The 16,477-nt window shown below is 59.5% G+C and carries 13 protein-coding genes; 8 read left to right on the forward strand and 5 right to left on the reverse strand.

The features are described from left to right. The first annotated feature begins 51 nt into the window (after positions 1–51). Positions 52–729 (forward strand): DUF502 domain-containing protein, encoded by a 678-nt coding sequence (locus tag AC2FD8_RS03330; RefSeq protein WP_496854025.1) that lies wholly within the window; start codon positions 52–54, stop codon positions 727–729. Here the strand turns inward: AC2FD8_RS03330 and AC2FD8_RS03335 are convergent, their stop codons facing one another. Both AC2FD8_RS03335 and AC2FD8_RS03340 read right to left on the reverse strand, forming a co-directional pair. Then, positions 730–1,755, reverse strand: coding sequence for a patatin-like phospholipase family protein (locus tag AC2FD8_RS03335; RefSeq protein ID WP_496854026.1), 1,026 nt, complete (start codon positions 1,753–1,755; stop codon positions 730–732). 63 nt (positions 1,756–1,818) lie between these two features. Beyond that, a complete protein-coding gene (locus tag AC2FD8_RS03340) occupies positions 1,819–2,592 on the reverse strand; it encodes a 3-hydroxybutyrate dehydrogenase (protein WP_496854027.1) in 774 nt (257 codons plus the stop codon). 286 nt (positions 2,593–2,878) lie between these two features. On the opposite strand from AC2FD8_RS03340, the gene AC2FD8_RS03345 reads away from it, so the two are divergent. Together AC2FD8_RS03345 and AC2FD8_RS03350 are read left to right on the forward strand one after the other, a co-directional pair. Then, entirely contained in the window at positions 2,879–4,693 is a 1,815-nt protein-coding gene (locus tag AC2FD8_RS03345) for an extracellular solute-binding protein (RefSeq protein ID WP_496854028.1), read from the forward strand. A 296-nt stretch (positions 4,694–4,989) separates the two neighbouring features. Further along, positions 4,990–5,211 (forward strand): hypothetical protein, encoded by a 222-nt coding sequence (locus AC2FD8_RS03350; protein ID WP_496854029.1) that lies wholly within the window; start codon positions 4,990–4,992, stop codon positions 5,209–5,211. A gap of 2 nt (positions 5,212–5,213) precedes the next feature. On the opposite strand, the gene AC2FD8_RS03355 is transcribed toward AC2FD8_RS03350, so the two are convergent. Next, complete coding sequence (locus AC2FD8_RS03355; RefSeq protein ID WP_496854030.1) at positions 5,214–5,837, reverse strand: helix-turn-helix domain-containing protein; 624 nt, start codon at positions 5,835–5,837, stop codon at positions 5,214–5,216. 65 nt (positions 5,838–5,902) lie between these two features. Here AC2FD8_RS03355 and AC2FD8_RS03360 point away from each other — a divergent pair, with 65 nt between their 5' ends. The 4 genes from AC2FD8_RS03360 to AC2FD8_RS03375 all read left to right on the forward strand — a co-directional run bounded on the left by AC2FD8_RS03360 (position 5,903) and on the right by AC2FD8_RS03375 (position 11,080). Next, positions 5,903–7,420, forward strand: a complete 1,518-nt coding sequence (locus tag AC2FD8_RS03360) for a class I adenylate-forming enzyme family protein (RefSeq protein ID WP_496854031.1) — start codon at positions 5,903–5,905, stop codon at positions 7,418–7,420. Continuing rightward, a complete protein-coding gene (locus tag AC2FD8_RS03365; protein WP_496854032.1) occupies positions 7,417–8,073 on the forward strand; it encodes a DsbA family oxidoreductase in 657 nt (218 codons plus the stop codon). Before AC2FD8_RS03360 ends, AC2FD8_RS03365 begins: the two co-directional genes overlap by 4 nt. A 78-nt stretch (positions 8,074–8,151) precedes the next feature. Further along, positions 8,152–9,360 (forward strand): multidrug effflux MFS transporter, encoded by a 1,209-nt coding sequence (locus AC2FD8_RS03370; protein ID WP_496854033.1) that lies wholly within the window; start codon positions 8,152–8,154, stop codon positions 9,358–9,360. Positions 9,361–9,421: 61 nt separating this feature from the next. Beyond that, a complete protein-coding gene (locus tag AC2FD8_RS03375; RefSeq protein ID WP_496854034.1) occupies positions 9,422–11,080 on the forward strand; it encodes a tetratricopeptide repeat protein in 1,659 nt (552 codons plus the stop codon). A 133-nt stretch (positions 11,081–11,213) separates the two neighbouring features. Here AC2FD8_RS03375 and mfd read toward each other — a convergent pair whose 3' ends face one another. Then, positions 11,214–14,675, reverse strand: coding sequence for a transcription-repair coupling factor (gene mfd, locus AC2FD8_RS03380; protein ID WP_496854035.1), 3,462 nt, complete (start codon positions 14,673–14,675; stop codon positions 11,214–11,216). A gap of 21 nt (positions 14,676–14,696) precedes the next feature. After that, positions 14,697–15,221, reverse strand: a complete 525-nt coding sequence (locus tag AC2FD8_RS03385) for a component of SufBCD complex (RefSeq protein WP_496854036.1) — start codon at positions 15,219–15,221, stop codon at positions 14,697–14,699. 119 nt (positions 15,222–15,340) lie between these two features. On the opposite strand from AC2FD8_RS03385, the gene hemB reads away from it, so the two are divergent. Continuing rightward, positions 15,341–16,339 carry a porphobilinogen synthase gene (gene hemB, locus AC2FD8_RS03390; protein ID WP_496854037.1) on the forward strand — a complete coding sequence of 333 codons (999 nt, stop codon included), beginning with the start codon at positions 15,341–15,343 and terminating at the stop codon, positions 16,337–16,339. Positions 16,340–16,477: the final 138 nt, after the last annotated feature.

The raw sequence follows: 16,477 nt of genomic DNA on the forward strand, positions 1-16,477 counted from the left end.
CACCGGCGCATCGGACTGCTTAGGTAGTTTTACAAACCACTCGGACCTGTAATGAACACACCGTTTGACGAAGAACCCCATCGCCGCCCCGGCCTGTTCTCGCGCCTGCGCGGTTCGTTCCTGACGGGTATCGTCGTTATTGCACCTGTCTGGCTGACGATCTGGCTGATCTGGTCCGTCGTGGGCTGGATCGACAGCGCCGTTCTGCCGCTGGTGCCACAGCAGTTCCGCCCCGAGGAATATGTGGGCATCAACCTGCGCGGCGTCGGGGTCATCATCTTCCTGGTGTTCACCATTCTGGTCGGATGGGTTGCTAAAGGCATCCTGGGCCGGTCTTTCATCTCGTTCACCGAAAGCTTGGTGGAACGGATGCCGATCGTCCGCTCGATCTATTCCGGCATCAAGCAGATTTCAGAGACGGTGTTCGCACAGACCGAACGCTCGTTCGAGAAAGCCTGCCTTGTGCAATATCCGCGCCGTGGCATCTGGGCCATTGGCTTCGTGTCGACAACAGCAAAGGGTGAGGTCAGCAACCGCGCCGAAACCGGCGGCAACCTGCTGAGCATTTTCATCCCGACAACGCCCAACCCGACCTCTGGCTTTCTGCTGTTCTTCCCGGAAGAAGACGTGATCCTGCTGGACATGTCGATTGAAGAGGCCGCAAAGCTCGTGATCTCGGCGGGTCTGGTCTATCCCAACGAAAAAGACCCGACACAACCACCCGAGTAGTCAGCCGAACATCGCGGGCAAATCGACGGTACTGTGCTGTCCAAGATCATCCTTGTGACGCGCCAAAAACCCATCTGCCGCATCGCGTCCTGCTTGTTTCAGCTTGTGCAGGACTACCGGATTGGGCACCGTTTTGGTCGCGACGGACAGGCTGTTCATCAACTCATTGTCAGCAATCATGTGAACCAGTACGCGGCTCATCTCACCGGCTTTCAACTTACCCTCTTCCAGCAACCGCTGAACGAAATTGATCGCCCGCAGCTCGCGGAATAACGACGAGTTAAAGCTGATCTCGTTAATCCGGTTCTGGATTTGCTGCGGTGTGACCGGCAACTCGTGCCGTTCCAGCGGGTTGATATTCACAATCACCACATCATCGGGCAGGTCGCTCTCAAACAACGGGTACAGCGCCGGGTTGCCGGTATAGCCGCCATCCCAATAAGCCTCGGTCCTGTCGGTTTTGGGGTCGTAAATCTCAATCGCTTTGAACAAGGTCGGCAAACAGGCCGAGGCCAAAATCGCATTGGTCGATATCTCATCACCCGTAAACACACGGATCTTGCCGCTGCGCACGCAGGTTGCGCACACAAACAGACGCGGCCCCTGATCGGCACAGACCTCATCAAAGTTGAACCGGTCCACCACGGTTTCCAAAGGGTTCGAATAGAACGGACCATAAGCATAGGGCGATACCATCCGCGACCACGCATCGCCAATGGAGTAAGGCAGCGAATACTCCATCGCCTGCGCAATGCTCGCGGGTTCCAGCCCCCGGAACCAGTTGGCCATTCGCATGTCGCCAATGGCCCCCATGCGTTGCCACAACCCGTCCAACCGCGCCCGTGCCCCCTCGCGCCCATTAGCCACCATGCCAGACTTGAACGCGGCCCCGTTCAAGGCCCCGGCTGAGGTCCCGGTGATCGCCGCAACCTCGACATCCTCTTCATCCAGAAGCCGGTCGAGAACACCCCAGGTGAACGCCCCATGCGCTCCACCACCCTGCAGGGCAAGATTGATCTGTTTCACGGTCCCAACCCTTCTTCTGTTTAAAAATACCTCGGGGGTATGGGGGCAGAGCCCCCATCTTGACTACAACGCCGTCCAGCCCCCATCGACCGAGATAGTCGTCCCGGTGATCTGCGCCGCCGCATCCGAGCAAAGGAACTGCACCGTCCCGCCCAATTGCTCAACCGTGGCGAATTCTTTGGACGGTTGCCGCTCCAACATGACGTTCTTGATCACGTCCTCACGGCTCATGTTGTATTCCTTCATCGTGTCAGGGATCTGCGCCTCGACCAGAGGGGTCAGCACGTAACCCGGGCAAACCGCGTTGCAGGTAATCGGTTCTTGCGCAGTTTCCAGCGCGACAGCTTTGGTCATGCCAACAACGCCATGCTTGGCCGCCACATAGGCCGCTTTGAACGGAGAGGCCGTCAAACCATGGGCCGAGGCGATGTTCACCACGCGCCCCCACCCGTTTGCGCGCATCAATGGCAAGGCGGCTGCAGTCGTGTGGAAGGCCGAATTCATGTTGATCGCGATGATCGCATCCCATTTGTCGATCGGGAACTGGTCTATGGGGGACACATGCTGAATGCCCGCGTTGTTCACCAGAATATCGCAAGACCCCGCCTTTTCGATCAGGGCACGGCATTCATCCCCTTTGGACATATCGGCCTGAATGTAGCGCGCGTTGGTGCCGGTCTCTTTCGAAATCTCTGCGGCCAGCGCGTGATCTTCATCCCGATCCGTGAACGAGTTCAAAACCACATCCGCCCCGGCCTTGGCTAGCTCGCGCGCGATGCCCAGACCGATGCCCGAATTTGATCCCGTGATGATTGCCGTTTTTCCCGAAAGGCTCATGACTGCATTTCCCCTGAGTTCACCTGCAACGCAGAGTGCCATGCTGCACCTGCAAAGAAAACGGGGAACTGCAGTATGAAGGGCCTCAAATCTGCCAAAAAAAACGCCCGCACGAAGCGGGCGTTAAGTTATTGAGGCAGGTTTCATACAGGCAAGAAACCTATCGAGCAGTGAGACCTTTATAAGCAATTCTGCGCTTTCGTCCAAGCTAAAAGTTTGAAAACAAGAAAAATCATCGCTACGATGAATCCCAACAAAATAAGGCCAGAGCAGGATTGTTTCCAAAATGAGCCCGGATTTTACACGCCCGCTTCGAGGTTTGGCAGCGGGAATCGCCCTGCTATTTGCGTCCACCCTGGCGCAAGCAGAATCGACTCATGGCATAGCTATGTATGGGGACCCGGCCCTACCACCGGATTTTGTGTCTCTACCCTATGCGAACCCAGAGGCACCCAAAGGCGGCAAAGTCGTTTTCGGAAATACCGGCGGCTTTAACAGTTTGAACCCGTTTGTGCAAAAAGGCACCCCTCCGTGGCAGTTAAGATTTTGGACCCACGAGAGCCTGATGGGCCGGTCCTGGGACGAACCTTTCACTCTTTACGGGCTGTTAGCCGAATCGGTTGAGACTGCGCCAGACCGCTCTTGGGTGGAATTTACCCTCCGGGACGCGGCCCGATTCTCCGACGGCACCCCGGTCACGGTTGACGATGTGATCTGGTCTTTTCAGACCCTCGGGACCGAAGGGCATCTGCGCTATCGCGGTCTCTGGTCCAAGATCGACAGTATCGAACAGACCGGTCCGCGCTCGGTCCGGATCAGCTTTAACGGGGCTGACCGCGAACTTGCGTTGATCGTAGGCCTGCGCCCAATCCTTCAGAAAGCCCAATGGGAAGGGAAGGATTTTGCCGACGCGCAGCTGCACGATGTTCCCGTTGGCAGCGGACCTTATGTGGTCGAAGACTATGAGGCCGGACGCTATGTGAACCTGCGTCGAAATCCGGACTATTGGGGCGCTGATGTTCCGTTTCGCCGTGGCACGATGAATTTCGATGACATCCGGATCGAATTCTACGGCGACGCCACCGTTCTGTTCGAAGCCTTCAAAGCCGGAGAGCTTTCGGCCGTGCGTGAGTTCAACGCCGATAAATGGGACACGCAGTACAGTTTCCCCGCCGTTCAGCGCGGCGATGTGATCAAGACCGAGATCCCCCATGGCAAGCCCTCGGGCATGACCGGGCTGGTGATGAATACCCGCAAAGCTCCGTTCGACGACTGGCGCGTGCGCGAAGCCCTGATGCTGGCCTTCAATTTTGAATTCATCAACGACACGATCACCGGCGGCGCGCAGTCGCGGATTTCATCCTATTTCTCGGGTTCGGATCTGGCGATGCAACCGGGACCGGCAACAGGCCGCGTTGCGGACCTGTTGGCGCCCTATAGTGCAGACCTGATCCCCGGCACGCTCGAAGGCTATACCCCACCCGAAGGCGACGGTTCGGCCCGCAATCGTTCGAACCTGCGCAAGGCAGCAAAACTGCTGGCCGAGGCAGGTTGGACCATTCAGGACGGCGTGCTGCGCAATGCGGCGGGTGAGCCGTTCCAGATCAACGTTCTGCTGCAACAGGGCGATGGTGAGATGCAGACCGCGGTCGAGATCTACACGCGTGCGCTGGAACGACTGGGCATTCAGGTCACGACCGAGCGTGTCGACAATGCGCAATATACCGGGCGGGTGTCTGAGCTGGATTTCGATATGACACCCTTCCGCCGCGCCCTGTCCTTGTCACCCGGCAATGAACAGCGCCTGTATTGGGGCAGCGAATCCGCCGATGCGGTGGGCACGCGCAACCTGATGGGCGTCGCCTCGCCGGCTGTGGACGGTCTGATCGACGCCATGCTGGCCTCGGAAAGTCGCGAGGATTTCGAGGCCGCAACCCGCGCGCTTGACCGGGTTCTGACAGCGGGCCGATACGTGATCCCGATCTGGAGCTTCGATGTCGGTCGCATCGCTCATGTCAGCGCCCTGAAATACCCCGAAACGCTGCCGATCTATGGTGATGGCCCGCAATACATGCCCGAGGTCTGGTGGTACGCCGACTAGAACCACGCGCATAGGGTGTGACGCACCGGACCTGACGCCTTTTGCACGTGGTGATCGGCAAAAACTGGCACATTCTGCGGCCAACAAAATCATGCGTTCATTGCGCAAAATGCCCCTATATTTGGACGTTTGAACGGCATTTACGCCAGCCCCGCCGCGCAAACCTGACTCTGATTGGCATAATTTCGACCTGGTCAAGGGTGCGACATTTTGTCATGTCTTGCACAGCGTTAACTCCTCCGTACCCTATTCATAGGGGAGAGCCGTCCTGAAACCCGAAGAAGGAAAGCTCGTAGATGCTGAACTGGACCGATCTGACACAAGACTGGAACGCGTGCTACGCCCGCGCGAAACGCCGATTTCCCAACCTGCGGGAACAGGACATGCCCCGTGTTGGCAAGGATCGCAAACAGTTCGAGGCCTATCTGGCCGAACGCCATCATCTGACCGTCAATGAAGCCCGCGAAGAAGTCGAAGATTTTCTATTCACCGAGTCCTTGAACCGCGAATTGAACTGATCCTAAGCGAGTGATGTCACCCAGAGGATGGTCGCATCCTCGTCGCTGACCGAAATCACATTATGCCCCATGCTGCCGTCGTAATAGGCGCTGTCGCCGCGGCGCATCTCAACCGGTTCATAGAATTCGGTGTAAAGACGCACGACGCCGGTCAGGACATACATGAACTCCTCCCCGTCATGGCGCACCCAGCCTTCGAACTCATCCATCGAACGGGCGCGGACGCGGGCACGATAGGGTAGCATTTGCTTTTTGGTCAGGGTTTCGGCCAGCAGCTCATGCTCATAAGTGGCGGTGGCATGCGCAGCCCCCTCACCTGAACGTGTTACTGCCATGCGGCCAATCACCTGTTCGCGCTGCGGCGGAGTGAAAAGCTGCGGCACTGATATCTCCAACCCGATGGCCAGCTTTTTCAGCGCATCATAAGTGGGCGACATCTGACCGTTTTCGATCTTGCTGAGAGTAGACCGTGCCAGCCCCGCCTGTGAGGCCGCCTGCTCCAGCGTCCAGTTCCGCGCTTTACGCAATTCACGCACGCGGACACCCAGGTCCAAAGGCTCGGGTTCTGCGTGGTCGCCTGCGTCGCGGGCAATGCGGATCAGGGATTTGGGATCTTGGGTACTCATGCCCCTGTCTATAGGGCGCACAAGCCGCGCTTGCAACGCGCCATGGGCCGGGTTAGCCAGATGCCATGCTGTCCATCTTCGATCAGGGGCCACCGACGCCCTGCCCGACCCCGTTCAATCTGGCTGCTCATGTGCTGCGCAAGGCGGACGAGTTGGCTGATAAAACCGCCCTGTCCGTGTTGCGTCAGAACGGGTCCGAAGACTGGAGTTATCGCGCATTGAAAGCCGCCGTTCTGGGAACGGGTCAGGGCCTGTTGCAGGCCGGACTACACCCCGGGGACATCGTTCTGATGCGTCTTGGAAACACCGTCGAGTTTCCAATCGCCTATCTTGGGGCCATCGCTGTCGGCATCGTGCCCGTTCCGACGTCATCGCAACTGACCGAGCCGGAAACCGCGCGGATCATAGCGGAGCTTTCGCCAGCCGCCATCTTGCGCGACCCCTCGGTTGCTTGCGCCCAGCACCCCCATCAGATTTATTTAGACGCCCTGATCGCCATGCATGATCTGCCACCCGTGCAGTTCGACATGGGCGACCCCGAGCGTCTGGCCTATGTGGTCTATACCTCTGGCACCTCGGGCACGCCCCGCGCAGTCGCCCACGCTCATCGCGCAATCTGGGCGCGTCAGATGATGGTCGACGGCTGGTATGGTCTGACCGAACAGGACCGCCTGTGCCATGCGGGTGCATTCAACTGGACCTATACGCTGGGCACCGGGCTAATGGATCCATGGACGATCGGAGCTTCGGCCCTGATCCCCGAACCCGGCACCGATATGTCGCAATTGCCGCAAATGCTGCGCCAAAACCGCGCGACGATCTTTGCCGCAGCACCCGGAGTGTATCGCAAGATGCTGTCCGGTACGGATCGGATCGAGCTGCCCGAACTGCGCCACGGCCTATGCGCGGGGGAAAAGTTGTCTCGCGCCCTGCATACCCAGTGGGAAACGGCCACCGAAACGGAGCTTTACGAAGCGTTCGGCATGTCCGAGTGTTCGACCTTCATCTCGTCCAGCCCGACCCATCCTGCGCGCGGGGATGCCCTCGGACAGCCGCAACCGGGCCGTCGCGTCGCGATCCTCGGGCCGGAGGGACCCGTGCCGCAAGGGACCGAGGGGACCATCGCCATTCACCGCTCTGATCCCGGCCTGATGCTGACCTACCTGAACGCCCCGGACGAGGCCGCCGCCCGACTGCAAAGTGACTGGTTTCTGACCGGCGATCAGGGTGCCATGGCCGTTGATGGGCAGATCACCTATCTGGGGCGCGACGATGACATGATGAACGCAGGCGGCTACCGCGTCTCGCCGGTTGAGGTCGAATCCGTCCTGTCCCGCTATCCCGGCGTCACCCAGGTCGGGGCCGCAGCCGTCGAGGTCAAACAGGACACATTTGTGATAGCGGCCTTCTACTCTGGCCCCGATAGACTGGACGAAGACGCTCTGCACGCCTATGTCCAAGCCAATCTGGCGCGTTACAAACAGCCGCGTGCCTTCGTTCACCTTCCCGAGTTGCCAACCGGCGGCAACGGCAAACTCCTGCGCCGCGCGTTGCCGGCCTATTTCAAGGCGTCCAACCGATGACCCAGACCGTCAAGCTTGATATCCTGTCCGATCCGATCTGCCCGTGGTGCTACATCGGCAAAACCCATCTGGACAAAGCCTTGGCAAAACTGCCGGACCACCCGTTTGTGATCGAATGGCACCCGTTCCAGCTGAACCCCGACATGCCAGATGCAGGCATGGATCGGCGCGAATATCTGGAACGGAAGTTTGGCGGCAAGGACGGCGCGGTGCGCGCCTATGCACCCGTGGTTGAACATGCCGAGAATGCGGGCCTGAAGATTGACTTCGAGGGGATGAAACGCACACCAAACACCCTGGACGCGCATCGCCTGATCCACTGGGCCGGGATCGAGGGTAAGCAGAACGCCGTCGTTGACGCTCTGTTCGACGCATATTTCGTTCAGGCGCGCGATATCGGCGACCCCGAGGTTCTGTCTGACATCGCCGATAGCGCTGGCATGGACGCGGCAGTGGTGATGAAACTGCTCAAATCCGACGCCGACCGCGAGGATATCCGCAACCGCGACACCCATTCCCGCCAGATGGGTGTCAGCTCGGTTCCGACCTACATCGTAGCCAACCAGCATGCCGTTCCGGGCGCACAGCCCCCTGAAATGTGGGAAAAAGTGATCGAAGACATCATGTCTCAACTTGAGGCTTCCCCTGCATAGAAGCACAAAGGCCTGTGCAAAATTCCGGTCTGGCGCAACCTGATCTGCCGTGATAGCGCGATCAGGTTAGGAGTCCCCATGGCCAACCGCATGTCTCGTGGAGAGTTCATTGCGCTGATCGCAATGATGTTCTCGACCATCGCTTTTTCAATCGACTCGATGCTGCCCGCCCTGCCCGAGATCGGCGCGCAGCTGAGCCCGGATGATGTCAATCGCGCGCAGCTTATCCTGACGTCTTTTGTGCTAGGGATGGGGATTGGCACGTTTTTCACCGGCCCCCTATCGGATGCGTTTGGCCGCAAACCGGTCATCTATGGCGGCGTCGCGCTTTATATAGCGGCCTCGGCCGTGGCCTGGGCCAGTTCCTCGCTCGAACTGGTTCTGGCCGCCCGTGTGGCGCAGGGGTTGGGTGCCGCAGGTCCGCGCGTTGTGGCCATGGCAGTCATCCGCGATTTGTACTCGGGCCGGATCATGGCGCGCATCATTTCGATCGCGATGCTGCTGTTCACGCTTGTGCCCGCCGTGGCGCCCATGTTGGGGGCCGGAGTGATCGCCCTGTTCGGTTGGCGCGGCATCTTTGTGTCGTTCATTCTGTTTGCGCTGATCGTCTGCGTCTGGATGGGAACCCGCCTGCCCGAGTCGCTGGCTGTCGAAAACCGTCGCCCCTTCCGCTTGCCTCTAATGGTTGCCGCAACGAAAGAGATGTTCGCCCATCCCACCGTGCGTCTGTCGATCATGGTGCAAACTCTGTGCATGGGGATTTTGTTTACCATGTTGACCATGGTTCAGCCTGTCTATGACGTAATCCACGACCGGGCGGAAAGCTTTCCGTTCTGGTTCGGGTTTGTCGCAGTGCTGTCAGGGTCGGCCAGTGTGTTGAATGCGGCCCTCGTGGTGCGCGTTGGCATGCGCCGCATGGTGACATGGGCGCTCGGGGTGCAGATCGCGATCACCGCGCTGGTCATCCTGGCCAATTCCTTTGCGCTGTCTCCCAACGCATCGTTTGGCCTGTTCGTGGCTTGGCAAACCACCGTGTTCTTCATGGCCGGTGTAACCATGGGCAACCTGAACGCCATCGCGATGGAGCCGATGGGGCATATCGCCGGAATGGCGGCCTCTGTCATCGGTTCGGTTTCGACAGTGCTGGCCGCGGCCATTGCTGCCCCGGTCGGGCTGCTGTTCGACGGCTCGATCCTGCCTTTGACCACCGGCATTCTGACCATGTGTATCCTGGCATTCGGACTGATGATCCACATGGGGCGCATCGAAAACAGACTGCCCGCCTGAGGATTTTCAGCCCGGATCAAACGCGCTACGCTGTCCCGACCAACAAGCCGGAGGGTCAGTTATGAGTGAGTACTACGATCTGGGCACCTATTCCTGCCCTATTTCCACAACATCCGCTGAAGCCCAACTCTGGTTCGACCGAGGGCTGGCCTGGACCTATGGCTACAACCATGACGAGGCCGTCGCCTGCTTTGAGAAAGCCACCGAACAAGACCCGAACTGCGCCATGGCGCATTGGGGCGTCGCTTACGCGGCTGGCCCAAACTACAACCTGCCGTGGGATTTGCAAGACGACCGGGGACGGCAAAAAGCCCTGACCAAAGCCTTTGACGCCACGCAAAAGGCGCTGAGCCTGGCCGATGGCTGTAGCGACGTTGAAAAGGCTCTGATCCACGCCCTGCCATCCCGCTACCCGCAGCGCGACACCACCGAGGGCATGCATGATTGGGACTATGATTTTGCCGACGCGATGCGCGCAGCCTTCAAGGCTCAGCCAGATCATCTGGATCTGCGTACAATCTATGTTGAAGCGCTGCTCAACCTGACGCCGTGGCAAATGTGGGACCTGTCAACGGGCCAACCTGCCGACGGCGCCGCTACGCTTGAGGCGCAAGAGGCGCTGGAGTGGGCCATGCAGAACGACCCTGCCGCCATGTCTCACCCCGGCCTTCTGCACCTTTATGTCCACCTGATGGAGATGTCCCCAACCCCCGAGAAAGCCCTGAAAGCAGGCGACATTCTGCGCACTCTGGTCCCGGATGCAGGCCACCTTGTGCATATGCCAACGCATATAGATGTCCTCTGCGGCCACTATCACAACGTTGTGCATTGGAACCAGAAAGCCTCGGAATCGGACCTGAAGTACTATGAGCGTGAAGGGGCGTTCAACATCTACACCGGCTACCGCCAGCACGACTATCATTTCACCATCTATGGCGCGATGTTTCTGGGGCAGATCGAACCGGCCCTGCGGGCCAACCAGGGTATCTGGGACACGACCCCCGAGGAGATGTTGCGCATCGAAAGCCCACCCATGGCGGATTTCTTTGAAAGCTACATGTCCATGGAACCTCACATCCTGATCCGCTTTGGCCGATGGGAGGAGGCAAAAGCGCTGGCGCTACCCGACGACCCTGACCTGTACCGCACGCTGACGGCAACCACCCACTACGCCCGCGCGCTTGCTTTCGCCGCGACCGGGGATGTGCCCAACGCCGAAGCCGAGGAGCAGCTTTTCCTCAAAGCCAAAGCCCGTGTGCCCGAGGCGCGACGATTGCACAACAACCGCGTTATCGACCTGCTGGAGATCGCGACCGAAATGCTGCGTGGTGAGATCGAGTATCGCAAAGAGAACTACGATCTGGCCTTCGCCCACCTGCGCCGATCCGTCGAGTTGGACGACACCTTGCCCTACGATGAGCCTTGGGGATGGATGCAACCCACCCGTCACGCCCTTGGCGCGCTGCTGTTCGAACAAGGCCATCTGACTGAGGCGGAGGCCGTCTACCGAGAAGATCTGGGCCTTGGAGGAACCCTCAGCCGCGCCTCGATCCATCCGGACAATGTCTGGAGTTTGAAGGGCCTGCACGATTGCCTCAAGGCGCGCGGCGATACGGCTGAGACGCCTCAGATCAAACAGAGGCTGGATTTGGCGCTGGCCAGGGCCGACCGCACGGTCGCTGCATCTTGTTTCTGTGCCCAGTCTGCCATGCAGACCTGAATCGCGCTTCGCGCGATGCCTCCGGCGGAGGTATTTTTTAGCCAGATGAAGCCCGGATCCCCTGCTTCATCTGGCCGAAAATACCTCGGGGGAGTCGCGGCTTGCCGCGGCGGGGGCAGCGCCCCCTTCCCTGCTATCCGCTTGTCTTGGCCTTTTTTCTTTCAGCCACAACTTTTTCTGCAAGGTCACGGGCAATCGCAAAAGCGCCCTTGATCTTGTCGCTGTCTTTCTTCCAGTCGCGCCGCACAACGATTTTGTTGTCTTTGACTTTCGCCATGCCACGCTGGTTCTGGATGAACTCGACCAATCCCTGGGGCGAGGCGAATTTGTCATTGTGAAACTGAATCGTGGCCCCTTTCGGCCCGCCATCCAGTTTCGCAATACCCGCGCGCTTGCACATGGCCTTGATGCGGACGACCAGCATCAGGGTGTTCACCTCTTTCGGCAAGGTGCCAAACCGGTCAATCAGTTCCGCGGCAAAGCCTTCCAGTTCAACCTTGGTCGAGAGCGATGACAGACGGCGATAGAGGCCCAGGCGAACATCGAGGTCGGGCACATAATCCTCGGGGATCAGAACCGGTACGCCCAGATTGATCTGGGGGGCCCATTGGTCATCAGCGTCCGACAGCCCTTCCATCTCACCGGCCTTGATCTTGGCAATCGCCTCTTCCAGCATCGACTGGTATAGCTCATACCCCACATCGCGCATCTGGCCGGATTGTTCCTCGCCCAGCAGGTTGCCAGCGCCCCGAATGTCGAGGTCCTGACTGGCCAGCGTGAACCCGGCCCCCAACGTATCGAGTGACCCCAGAACCCGCAGGCGCTTCTCAGCAGTGGCTGTCAGTTTCTGGCGCGGTTTGGTGGTAAGGTAAGCATAGGCGCGGGTTTTTGAACGCCCAACCCGACCTCGGATCTGATAGAGTTGCGCCAGGCCGAACATATCCGCCCGATGCACCACCATCGTATTGGCCGCTGGGATATCCAGACCGCTTTCCACAATTGTCGTTGCCAGAAGCACGTCATATTTGCCATCGTAAAACGCGTTCATGCGGTCGTCGAGTTCACCCGCTGCCATCTGCCCATGCGCCACCACATAGGTCAGTTCCGGCAATTGTTCTTTCAGGAACTCTTCGATTTCAGGCAGGTCCGAGATACGGGGGACGACATAAAAACTCTGCCCGCCGCGATAGTGTTCGCGCAGCAGGGCCTCGCGGATCGTCACCGCATCGAACTCACTGACATAGGTTCGGATCGCCAGACGGTCGATGGGCGGCGTGCCGATGATCGAGAGGTCGCGCACGCCAGTTAGGGACAATTGCAGCGTCCGGGGGATCGGCGTTGCAGTCAGGGTCAGGACGTGGATGTCCGAGCGCAGCTGTTTCAGGCGCTCTTTGTGGCCGACGCCGAAATGCTGTTCCTCGTCGATGATCAGCAGCCCGAGATTGTTGAACCGCACGCCTTTTGCAAGCAGGGCATGGGTTCCGACGACGATATCAACCGTGCCACGCGCCAGCCCGTCGCGGGTCTGCTGCGCCTCTTTCGCCGAGACAAAGCGCGAGAGTTGCCGCACCTCAAGCGGGAAGCCCCGAAAACGATCCCTGAACGACGCCGCGTGTTGGCGGGCCAGCAATGTGGTTGGGGCGACGACGGCCACCTGAACACCTGACATGGCCGCGACAAAAGCCGCGCGCATGGCGACTTCGGTCTTGCCAAATCCCACATCGCCACAGATCAGACGATCCATTGGCGCGCCGGAATGCATGTCCTCCATGACTTCTGAAATGGCCCTCAATTGGTCATCGGTTTCCTGATAGGGGAAGCGCGCGCTGAACTCCTCCCACGCGTGGGGCGGCGGGTCCATGACCGGCGCTTTGCGCAGGGCGCGCTCGGCCGCGATGCGGATCAGCTTGTCCGCCATCTCGCGGATACGCTCTTTCAGCTTGGCCTTTTTCGCCTGCCATGCGCCGCCGCCAAGACGATCCAGCAGCCCCTCGTCATGGCCGTATTTCGACAGCAGTTCGATATTCTCGACCGGCAGGTACAGCTTGGCCGCTTCGGCATATTCCAGCAGCAGGCATTCGTGGGCCGCACCGGCGGCTGTGACGACCTCCATCCCCATGTAGCGACCGATGCCGTGATCCACATGCACCACCAGATCGCCGGGGCTTAGGGATTGGGTCTCGGTCAGAAAGTTCTCGGCTTTGCGTCGTTTTTTGGGCTGACGGATCAGGCGATCGCCCAGCACGTCCTGTTCCGCAATCACGGTCAGGTCAGCCGTCTCGAACCCATGTTCCAAGGCCCAGACCGCCAGATGGAGGCCTCTTTTGCCGATACGCGTACCATCGGTGACCGGGATCGCCTCGGCCAGACCTTCATCTTCGATCAAGCCGGTCAGTCGCTCACGCGCGCCTTCGGAATATGACGCGATCAGCACCGGACCTTTGCCCAGCTTACCCTTGATGTGGTCCGCCAATGCACCGAACAAGCTGATGCTTTCCTGTTGGCGTTCGGGGGCAAAGTTCCGCCCGATCCGACCACCCGCGTCGATCACACCGGGTCCGCTGGCCTGCGGCAGAGGGCTGAATTGCAGCACCCGCCGATCCCCCACGGCCTGATCCCATGCCCCGTCATCGAGATAGAGCAAACCCGGCGGTGTCGGCTTGTAGACCGTATCCATCCGCGAACGGTTTTCCAGAGCCAGCCGCCGTGTCTCATACTGGTCGGCAATCGTGTCCCACCGCGCCAGACGCGCGGGTGAGACCTGATCATCCAGAGAAATCGTCGCCTCTGGCAGATAGTCGAACAGGGTTTCCAGCTTTTCGTGAAAGAAGGGCAGCCAATGTTCGATACCCTGATGTTTGCGGCCCGCACTGACGGCCTCATAAAGCGGATCATCCGTGCCCGCCGCGCCGAATTCGATGCGATAGTTCTGGCGGAACCGGGTGATCGCGGCCTCGTCCAGAATGACTTCGGAGACGGGGGCAAGCTCGACCATTTCAAGCTTTTCGGTGGTGCGCTGCGAGACCGGATCAAAGCGGCGCGCGCCGTCCAGAACGTCTCCGAACAGGTCCAGCCGGACGGGACCGGATTCGCCCGGCGGGAAGATGTCGATGATACCGCCCCGGATCGCATAGTCGCCCGGCTCCATCACGGTGGGGCTTTGGGTGAACCCCATCCGCACAAGGAACTTGCGCAAGGCGTCTTCATTCACGCGTTGGTTAACGCGGGCGGTAAAGGCGGCCTCGCGCAGGACCTCGCGCGCAGGGACGCGTTGGGTGGCGGCGTTCAGGGTAGTCAGCAGGACGAAACGCTCGGGCATCTGGTGGACCAGCGCCGCCAGCGTCGCTACCCGCGCCGCGGCAATATCCGCGTTGGGCGAAACCCGGTCATAAGGCAGACAGTCCCAGCCGGGGAATACGAAAACCGGCATGTCCGGGGCGAAGAACGCAAGTGCTGCGCGCATCCCTTCGAGCCGCTTGTCATCGCGCGCCACATGGCAAACCGGCCCGCCCGAGCGCGCAATCTCGTTCAGGACAAGCTGTGCGTCATACCCTTCGGGGGCGCCGCCGACTGTCACGTGGTTCGGAGCCTTCATCCCTGACCCTTTCAGATTTCGCTATCCCAGAACGCCGATTGAAAGGTTCTGATACATGCCCCACATCGAAGTGACCAGTATCGAGATCATGCCGATGATCTGCGTATACAGGCGGCATCGAGACAGCGTCTTTGCAACGCGATCCAGCGTAAGATCGTGCCGCCGCAGCCTGCGTGCATGGAAGATGTTGACGAAGGTTACAATCACCAAAGGAAACAACAGCAGGAACACGGCCTGCGCGAACTCGACCCAATAGTAAAAGCCCAGCGTCGCCAATGCGGTAAAGACGAAACAGGCCATTGCCAGCATCACCATCCCGGACACCTCGACATAGTACAGAATGCGGTTGGTGTTGATGCGCACGATGTCCAGCAGGTCGACCTCAAGCTGGCCACCCACTCGGCGGGCGCGGACCACCATGTCGTAGGGCACACCCATCGTCCAGTGACTGGCCGAAGACCAAGTGACCGCCAGAACAATCCAGAACCATAGATTCGAAAAGCTGCGCATGTCGATGAGTTCGAAAATCGAAGAGTACCAGTCCAAACTCAGCCCTTTGTTCGCAATCCTCAGGGGGTTCCGTTGCAATGGCGCGTCCATTGATGCCCTTGAGCCCCTTGCAAATTCATGCCACCCAATGCGGCAATGTTCAAGGAGAACACGCCATGAAACCAACCATCGCCCCCTACCCTCAGACCCGTTTTCGCCGGGCGCGTCAGTCTGATGCCATCCGTGGGCTGGTGCGCGAGCATACGCTGACCACCGATGATCTGATCTGGCCGGTTTTCGTGCGCGATGGTGAAGGTATTGAAGAGCCGGTGCCCTCGATGCCCGGCGTGATGCGGCGGTCGGTTGATCTGATTGCCAAGGCGGCTGTCGAGGCACAAGCCCTTGGAATCCAGGCGATCTGCATCTTTCCCTACACCGACCCGTCGTTCAAGACCGAGGATTGCGCCGAGGCCTGGAACCCCGACAATCTGTCGAACCGCGCAATCCGCGCGATCAAGGCGGCGGCGCCGGATATCGCGGTCATGACCGATGTTGCCCTGGATCCGTACAACATCAACGGCCATGACGGCTATGTGGTGGATGGCGAGATTGTGAATGACCAAACCGTCGAGGCGCTGGTCAAGATGACGCTCGCACAGGCCGAGGCCGGGGCCGATATCATCGGTCCGTCCGACATGATGGATGGTCGGATCGGCGCAATGCGCTCGGCGCTTGAAGCGGCAGGCCATCACAACGTGATGATCCTCAGCTATGCCGCGAAATATGCCAGCGCCTTTTACGGTCCGTTCCGCGATGCGGTTGGTGCATCCGGCGCCCTGACCGGAGACAAGAAGACCTACCAGATGGATCCGGGAAATTCGAACGAGGCCCTGCGCCTGATCGAGCGTGACCTGACCGAAGGGGCCGATATGGTGATGATCAAGCCGGGCATGCCGTATCTGGATATCTGCCGCCGCGTGAAAGATACCTTTGGTGCGCCCACATACGCCTATCAGGTCTCGGGCGAATACGCGATGATCCAGGCGGCGGCTCAGAACGGATGGATCGACGGCGACAAGGTGATGCTGGAAAGTCTGCTGGCCTTCAAACGCGCGGGCTGCGACGGAATCCTGACCTATTTCGCACCGCAGGTCGCGCGGGTTCTTCAAGGCTAAAACCCCGACACCTCGCGATTTTTCGCCGATTGTTTCGCTAGTCGCGACAGCTTTGTCGTGACATGTGGCGCCGATCGGCGTATTCTTGCACATAAGATCGGGAACACCCGACATATCAGGCACAGTTACAGAGATAAA

This window comes from Ruegeria sp. YTSC192, assembly GCF_059609705.1.

Bases quoted from the DNA above. Each gene is read 5' to 3' on its own strand.
- AC2FD8_RS03330 (WP_496854025.1), top strand. From the start codon at position 52: ATGAACACACCGTTTGACGAAGAACCCCATCGCCGCCCCGGCCTGTTC.
- AC2FD8_RS03340 (WP_496854027.1), bottom strand. From the start codon at position 2,592: ATGAGCCTTTCGGGAAAAACGGCAATCATCACGGGATCAAATTCGGGC.
- AC2FD8_RS03345 (WP_496854028.1), top strand. From the start codon at position 2,879: ATGAGCCCGGATTTTACACGCCCGCTTCGAGGTTTGGCAGCGGGAATC.
- AC2FD8_RS03350 (WP_496854029.1), top strand. From the start codon at position 4,990: ATGCTGAACTGGACCGATCTGACACAAGACTGGAACGCGTGCTACGCC.
- AC2FD8_RS03355 (WP_496854030.1), bottom strand. From the start codon at position 5,837: ATGAGTACCCAAGATCCCAAATCCCTGATCCGCATTGCCCGCGACGCA.
- AC2FD8_RS03360 (WP_496854031.1), top strand. From the start codon at position 5,903: ATGCTGTCCATCTTCGATCAGGGGCCACCGACGCCCTGCCCGACCCCG.
- AC2FD8_RS03365 (WP_496854032.1), top strand. From the start codon at position 7,417: ATGACCCAGACCGTCAAGCTTGATATCCTGTCCGATCCGATCTGCCCG.
- AC2FD8_RS03370 (WP_496854033.1), top strand. From the start codon at position 8,152: ATGGCCAACCGCATGTCTCGTGGAGAGTTCATTGCGCTGATCGCAATG.
- AC2FD8_RS03375 (WP_496854034.1), top strand. From the start codon at position 9,422: ATGAGTGAGTACTACGATCTGGGCACCTATTCCTGCCCTATTTCCACA.
- mfd (WP_496854035.1), bottom strand. From the start codon at position 14,675: ATGAAGGCTCCGAACCACGTGACAGTCGGCGGCGCCCCCGAAGGGTAT.
- hemB (WP_496854037.1), top strand. From the start codon at position 15,341: ATGAAACCAACCATCGCCCCCTACCCTCAGACCCGTTTTCGCCGGGCG.